The sequence below is a fragment of the Desulfovibrio sp. 1214_IL3152 genome (assembly GCF_036763055.1).
Lineage (GTDB): Bacteria > Desulfobacterota > Desulfovibrionia > Desulfovibrionales > Desulfovibrionaceae > Desulfovibrio.
The window spans coordinates 1-5,346 of sequence record NZ_JBAIYW010000442.1 but is presented as its reverse complement, the minus strand read 5'-3'; the positions used below and the strand labels follow the sequence as shown (position 1 = coordinate 5,346).

Below are 5,346 nucleotides of genomic sequence, written 5' to 3'. Positions count from 1 at the left end.
CTGACGCCGATACGGACAAGCGTTGCGGCGTCGGTCTGCCCGAGGTCAACACCTGTGCCAACGGTTACGCCGCTGACGCCCATGGGCCTGTATCGCTCCGGGTTGGGGCCGCCCTTGTAGTTGGCGGTTCCCCCGCCTACAAGGTCGCACGGTATGTACCCCTGCGTTTGCTGTTTGCCCTCGACCGTTGCCAAAAAGGCGCGGATGCGGGCGGTTTCAATAGGCATGACTGCCTCCTGTTGTTTTGCGGGGCGCAAAAAGGCAAAGCCCGCACTGCCACAATAGTGGCAGCGCGGGCCAAAGAAAGACTGGCGCGCGTCAGCGGTTGACGTCAGCGGTTGGTCAGGTCAGTAAGCTTGCCTGCTGCTGGGGCAGTGCAGGAACCGGGGGGGCTGGGCGCTTGAGAGTTCGCCAGATTGTGCGCTCTGTAAGCCGGTAACGGATGGCCAGGCACGTGACAATTTGCCGCTCGGACAATCCGTCCATTGCCAAGTTTTTGCGGTCTGCGAGCAGAGCTGCATCACGCGCCCGCTGCATTGCCGGTTTACAATTGGGAATATACACATCTGTAGCTGCATATTTTTGCGCCAGCGCTTTGGCGGCCGGCTCCCCGATGTGTTTGGCAATGTCTGCCAACATCGTGCGGCCCTGCTCGGTTTCACCGTGCGGGATGCGTAGGGTCAAACCACCGTAGTAGTCTACCATCGTGAGCGCGGCAGACAGGCCGATAACGCGGGCAAGCTCTTGCGCGGACGGCGGCAGCAAGGCAAAGTCCAGCGTTTTAAGACTGGTGGTGCATGCAGCCTGCATAGCCCGCATGGCGTCAAAGTATTCTGCTGCGGTGGGCATTAGATAGCCTCCATTTCCCCATGCTCAACAAAACGTTCATAATCGCAAACGGCAATGTTAAGCATGCGAGAGATTGAACTTTCAACAACCGCGCCTCTGGATTTTTGCCAGCCCGGCAGCCGTACATTGAGATCGCACCTCACAAGCTGGGCAAGGGCAAGGCGCATATAGCCCTCCCAGCTTTTGCATGGCGGCTCTGGATTTTCAGCCGGGTTTTCTACGTGATAGCCCAGCGCCCGGAGTTCGGCGGCGGCAGCGTGAAAGGCAGGATAGTTACATTCAGGCAAGCCTGACATGGGGCCGGATATGTAGATTGTTTTAGGCATGACGCGGCCCCTGCCGCCAAGGCGTCACGTTCAATCCCAGCGTTTCACATTTTTCACGGGCGTTATTCACGTTGTCGTAAGCAAGCACAAGACTAGCTTGAACGCGCTCAAGCCGCAGTTTCGTGTCAGGTGTTCGCCCGGCATGCGAATCGTCATGATCAGCAATTGCCGCTTCTTCTTCGATGCAAGCCACCACGAATTCCATGTTTGCCTCATTAAGCTCAAGTAGTGCGCTGACCTGCTCACGGAGCTTCCCGCCCTCGTCCTTGGCCTTCTGCGCTTTTTCAGTAAGTGCATGATTAGCCGCAGCTACCTTTTCAAGGCCGTCAGACATTTCTGACTGTTTGCTAATTGCGCGGGACAAAGAGCCTTCAAGCTCATCGGCGCGGGCCTCGGCGGCTTCCAGGGCGGTTAGGAGGCGCAAGATAGCTTCTGCTGCAGCCTTGAACTCAATATCCATGCTTCTGGCCAGTACATATTTAGCGTCTTCCGCAAACATACGCCGCTCTTCCGGCGTGATCGTGTCAGTGTTAGCCATAATTATTCCCCCTCCCGGCCCTGCTGGCGCACCAGCGCCGCTACGCAAGCTGTGAGTTGCGGGCGGTCAGCAGTGCCAAGCGTGGCGCTATTTTTTGTTTGCCGTTTTATGATTTCTTCCGCGTAGGACAGGGGGCGCTCAAGGCTTTTACACAGAGCGGCAATCTTTGAGTGCAGCGGGCGCAGGGCTGCGGGTATCGCCGTAGATTGTCCCGCCCTGGGGCGCGGCTGCCAGCCCTTGTTGCGCATTTCTGCCAGCACGGCCTTGAGCTGCGGCACGCTGCACTTGCCTGCGCTATTACGCCCTGTGACAGATGAAAGCAGGTTGCGGTATGTGTCCTCGTCAAGGCCCATGTCACCAGCGGCAATATGCACACTGGCAATCAAGCCTTTGCGGTACGCTGCGGCACGGCTGTCTTGCGTCCTCATGGTTTTGTTCTCCTTATGGGGTGGACGGTCACGTCTTCCACGGGAACAAACAGCCGCGTACCGTCCACGCTGACATTGACCATCCAGCGCCCGGATGCGTCGAGAATCGGCGCGGAATTCGTCCAGGTACCGATGTACCGGGGCAAACCGTCAACCCACCGGCATACAGATACGCGGCAGGGGTACGGCATGTCCGGGGCTTCGGGTGTTGCTGCAAAGCCCTCAAGGGCAACCTCGGCAATAAGCCCCGCCAAGGCTTCACGGAAAAAATAGCGGTGCGATCCGTCAGAGGCATCAAGCCAGCAACGGTTAACACGTATCCGGTAAGCGCCGTCCGGCCCGCCGAAGATCACGGCGGGCGACAGCTCAAACCGTGTACGCCGCGTGTCAATTCTGACACTAAATGAATGTGGAAATTTACGCTTGTCCACGTTCCATCCCCCTGGGCGTCTGCTGGCAAGCATCGTTAAGCGCCCGCAGCATGACCTTGATCATTGCTTGCGTTTTCTCCGGGTCGCGGCGGCCACGATGCACCATGCACACGATGGATTCATCGCTGTTATCGCGGATGTACCAAGCGTTGGCGGCGGTTTTGCGCAAGGTGAAACGTTGCAGATTCTTGGGCATGGCCTTAGTCCTCCTGCCTCATTACGCGGGCTTTAAGGCCGTCAGCAAAGCGGCGCACATCTTCAAGCGCCGAATCCATATTACCGTTAATCCAGCCACGCCCCTTGGGGATAAGAAAGCTCTTGCCGTCATAGGTATGGGTAGAAAGGACATTGACAGCGTTTTTCACCGCAGTTTCAGGCCCGGTTATGAGGGGCAGCGCGCCGGACGGGCAACGCGAACCAAACTCAATAAGACCAGAGGCCCAGCAATACGCACATATTTTTCTCATAGCGTTATCCCTTGGCTGCTCATCAGGCCGGAGCCGCCACGCCCCGACGACCGCCCCGCAGGGCGGTTTCGCTTTACTCTAAGTTTTTCGCTTTCTTTAATTGAATGACGCGGGTTGCGACTTGCGAAAGCAGAACGGCAGTACGCGTTCTATCCTCATCCTTAAAAAGAAGCTTATGCGCGTTTAAAAAGGAAAATTGAGCTCTCGTGATTTGTATCAAGTTTTCTGGACGGAAATTTCTTTTATTTCCATCGGCAAATATAACTATGGCACCATTTGGTAATGGTCCGTTTTGTTTTTCCCATACAGCAAGATGCTTTTTTCGCCAGATGTCCGGTTCTGCAACTTTGACAAAAACAAAACCTCCCTCAACTCGCTGAAAACCAACAGGATGTTTATTGGGCGGAGTGTTGCCGACTGAAAAACGATTCTTTGGGATGTTCCCTTTTTGAAAATTACCATTCCTTCCGTTACGTATTCCTCGCTTTATGCACGCATCTCTGATTGACCTCGCTGTTTTATTGGTTCCAAAATGAGCATTGAATATTTCTGCCAAAACGCGATAACTTATCCCCTCTACATTCACCGCAAGAAAAGTGATTTGTTCCGGTGTATAATGATTCCCACCTCCAGACTTATGCCTTAAACCCCTCACAGGCTTCGACCTAAAGCCACTACGCATATTATAGAAATAACAAGCTCTCTTTAAAGCATCTTTTGATTTACTAGTTCCAAAATGAGCATTGAAGGCTTCTGTTAGATCTAAATAACTCATATTTTTAATATGCGTTGCAAGAAAATCAATTTGCTCTGATGTATAACCATTTTTCCTCATAGCATTTTACCCCTCTAACATCTTAGGGACAATGATAGTGCCAGAAATTGAATTATCAGCAGCAATTTTTGCTTTAAGAACTAAGTTTCCGCCAGATATAATTTCCCGAGCAACAGTTGTAACAGCAGTAGCGCGGGTGATTTCTTCTGCCAGTTTTTCTCCGGTCAATTCCTCATCGCTCAACCGCTCTAGCTGGGCGAAAAGGTGATCGTTCAAGGCCGAAAGAGAATTTTTCGCCATAACACTGTCTCCTTTTCATGCGCTTATCTATTGGCTGCTCATCAGGCCGGAGCCGCCACGCCCCGACGACCGCCCCGCAGGGCGGTTTCGCTATTAGACTGCCTGCGCGACAGTTTCATCATCCGTCGGAATGGATTCCTGGGGGATGTCAATAAAAAAGGTGTCTCTCTGTTGGCGCTTGCACCCCACCAAAGACAAACGCTCGTCAGGCCAAGCCAGCATACGTTCTTTATTCAACTCTTCTTTCAGACGAATGCCGTCAGTCAGCCCAAGCTCATGGCAGCGGGCTAAGGACATTTCCACAGTCACTCCGCGTTCTTGGGTGATGGCCGTGGATGCACGGAAGCCTATTTTGCCATGTCCCAAGTCAAGGGTTTTAGCCGAGCGAAACAGCTCTGCTTTATACAGCTTTGCCCATACGGCCACGCCATTTGCAAGCTCTGCGCGGCGAGCGGCAATACTGTTCGCGCGTTGGCGCGCACGGGCTTTGGCTGCGTCTATTTCCGCCTGCATGTCGCATTCTATGGCCGCCATCTGGCGATCAAGGGCGGCTATTTCGGCCACAGCCACTGTGGCCTCGCGTTTGTCGGCAATAACAATAGGAGTAGGTTTGAGGCGTGCCATGTTATTCTCCTGTATACAGGTTGCATTGTTGGCACTCCCGCCACTGGCGGAGCGCGAAGGGGTTTGAAGTGGGGATAGGTGCGGCGCGACGGGCAGCGCAGATATCAGCACTGCGAGTGTCGCCGTATACCGGGCAGACGGCCAAGGTCGCCATGATGCGCGCGGCCATGTTGCCCGTGCTGCCCGGATATTTGCCGTTAAGTAGCAGACTCAAGCTGCTGCGGGCCACGCCCAGGCGGCGGGCAACATCAGTCACGTTTGTGACGGCAACAGCCTGCTCAAGCAGCGTCCGCCATTCTGCGGGAGAGCAATCAGACATGACTGCCCCCGATATACACGGTTTTGCCCGTGTTACGGTCTGTGACGGTCTTTTCCACACGGTTATACGAGGGGGCCTTGGGGCCGGTATTGGCGTCTGGCCGCAGAAAATACGCTCCCGTGCGGGCCGTCTTGCCAAGCATGCCCGCGCGCCAGAGTGCGCGGCAGTAGTTCTTAAGATTGTCCTCTGCGCCGCGCTCGGAGCCATCGCATACAGTGCGCAGCAGATCAGCCACGGTTGCCATGTTTGCCATGCGCAGCACGTTCCACGCCTTCTGGCGCAGGGTGCG

At 54.9% G+C, this 5,346-nt stretch carries 12 protein-coding genes, 2 other RNA genes and 1 pseudogene; all 15 read right to left on the bottom strand.

Features of this window, described 5'->3' with window-relative positions; all coding sequences use genetic code 11:
* Nucleotides 1-227 (bottom strand): pesticin C-terminus-like muramidase (locus V6C07_RS09370; protein WP_333536163.1); only part of this gene is annotated, 227 nt, incomplete at its 3' end.
* Nucleotides 228-342: 115 nt separating this feature from the next.
* Entirely contained in the window at nt 343-849 is a 507-nt protein-coding gene (locus V6C07_RS09365) for a Mor transcription activator family protein (protein ID WP_083577867.1), read from the bottom strand.
* Complete coding sequence (locus V6C07_RS09360) at nt 849-1,175, bottom strand: DUF4406 domain-containing protein (RefSeq protein ID WP_333536162.1); 327 nt, start codon at nt 1,173-1,175, stop codon at nt 849-851. Before V6C07_RS09360 ends, V6C07_RS09365 begins: the two co-directional genes overlap by 1 nt.
* Nucleotides 1,168-1,713, bottom strand: a complete 546-nt coding sequence (locus V6C07_RS09355; RefSeq protein WP_333536161.1) for a hypothetical protein — start codon at nt 1,711-1,713, stop codon at nt 1,168-1,170. Before V6C07_RS09355 ends, V6C07_RS09360 begins: the two co-directional genes overlap by 8 nt.
* A gap of 2 nt (nt 1,714-1,715) precedes the next feature.
* Complete coding sequence (locus V6C07_RS09350; RefSeq protein WP_333536160.1) at nt 1,716-2,141, bottom strand: regulatory protein GemA; 426 nt, start codon at nt 2,139-2,141, stop codon at nt 1,716-1,718.
* Nucleotides 2,138-2,572 carry a hypothetical protein gene (locus tag V6C07_RS09345; RefSeq protein ID WP_333536158.1) on the bottom strand — a complete coding sequence of 145 codons (435 nt, stop codon included), beginning with the start codon at nt 2,570-2,572 and terminating at the stop codon, nt 2,138-2,140. The genes V6C07_RS09350 and V6C07_RS09345 overlap by 4 nt, the downstream gene beginning before the upstream one ends.
* The gene (locus V6C07_RS09340; RefSeq protein WP_296986110.1) at nt 2,559-2,768 is read right to left on the bottom strand and encodes a hypothetical protein; all 210 of its coding nucleotides are present in this window, start codon (nt 2,766-2,768) and stop codon (nt 2,559-2,561) included. Before V6C07_RS09340 ends, V6C07_RS09345 begins: the two co-directional genes overlap by 14 nt.
* Before the next feature lie 4 nt (nt 2,769-2,772).
* Nucleotides 2,773-3,039, bottom strand: coding sequence for a hypothetical protein (locus tag V6C07_RS09335; RefSeq protein WP_072311419.1), 267 nt, complete (start codon nt 3,037-3,039; stop codon nt 2,773-2,775).
* Nucleotides 3,040-3,048: 9 nt separating this feature from the next.
* Nucleotides 3,049-3,113, bottom strand: an RNA gene (locus V6C07_RS09330) — hammerhead ribozyme type II.
* On the bottom strand, nt 3,113-3,874 hold the full coding sequence (locus tag V6C07_RS09325; RefSeq protein WP_333536155.1) for an HNH endonuclease signature motif containing protein: 762 nt from the start codon (nt 3,872-3,874) through the stop codon (nt 3,113-3,115). The genes V6C07_RS09330 and V6C07_RS09325 overlap by 1 nt, the downstream gene beginning before the upstream one ends.
* A 6-nt stretch (nt 3,875-3,880) precedes the next feature.
* Nucleotides 3,881-4,114 (bottom strand): hypothetical protein, encoded by a 234-nt coding sequence (locus V6C07_RS09320; RefSeq protein ID WP_333536154.1) that lies wholly within the window; start codon nt 4,112-4,114, stop codon nt 3,881-3,883.
* Between the two features lie 28 nt (nt 4,115-4,142).
* Nucleotides 4,143-4,207, bottom strand: an RNA gene (locus V6C07_RS09315) — hammerhead ribozyme type II.
* Complete coding sequence (locus V6C07_RS09310; RefSeq protein ID WP_072311418.1) at nt 4,208-4,738, bottom strand: host-nuclease inhibitor Gam family protein; 531 nt, start codon at nt 4,736-4,738, stop codon at nt 4,208-4,210.
* Between the two features lies 1 nt (nt 4,739).
* The gene (locus tag V6C07_RS09305) at nt 4,740-5,057 is read right to left on the bottom strand and encodes a hypothetical protein (RefSeq protein WP_072311417.1); all 318 of its coding nucleotides are present in this window, start codon (nt 5,055-5,057) and stop codon (nt 4,740-4,742) included.
* A pseudogene (locus tag V6C07_RS09300) lies at nt 5,050-5,346 on the bottom strand (hypothetical protein); the annotation flags it as partial. The gene V6C07_RS09305 and the pseudogene V6C07_RS09300, both read right to left, overlap by 8 nt.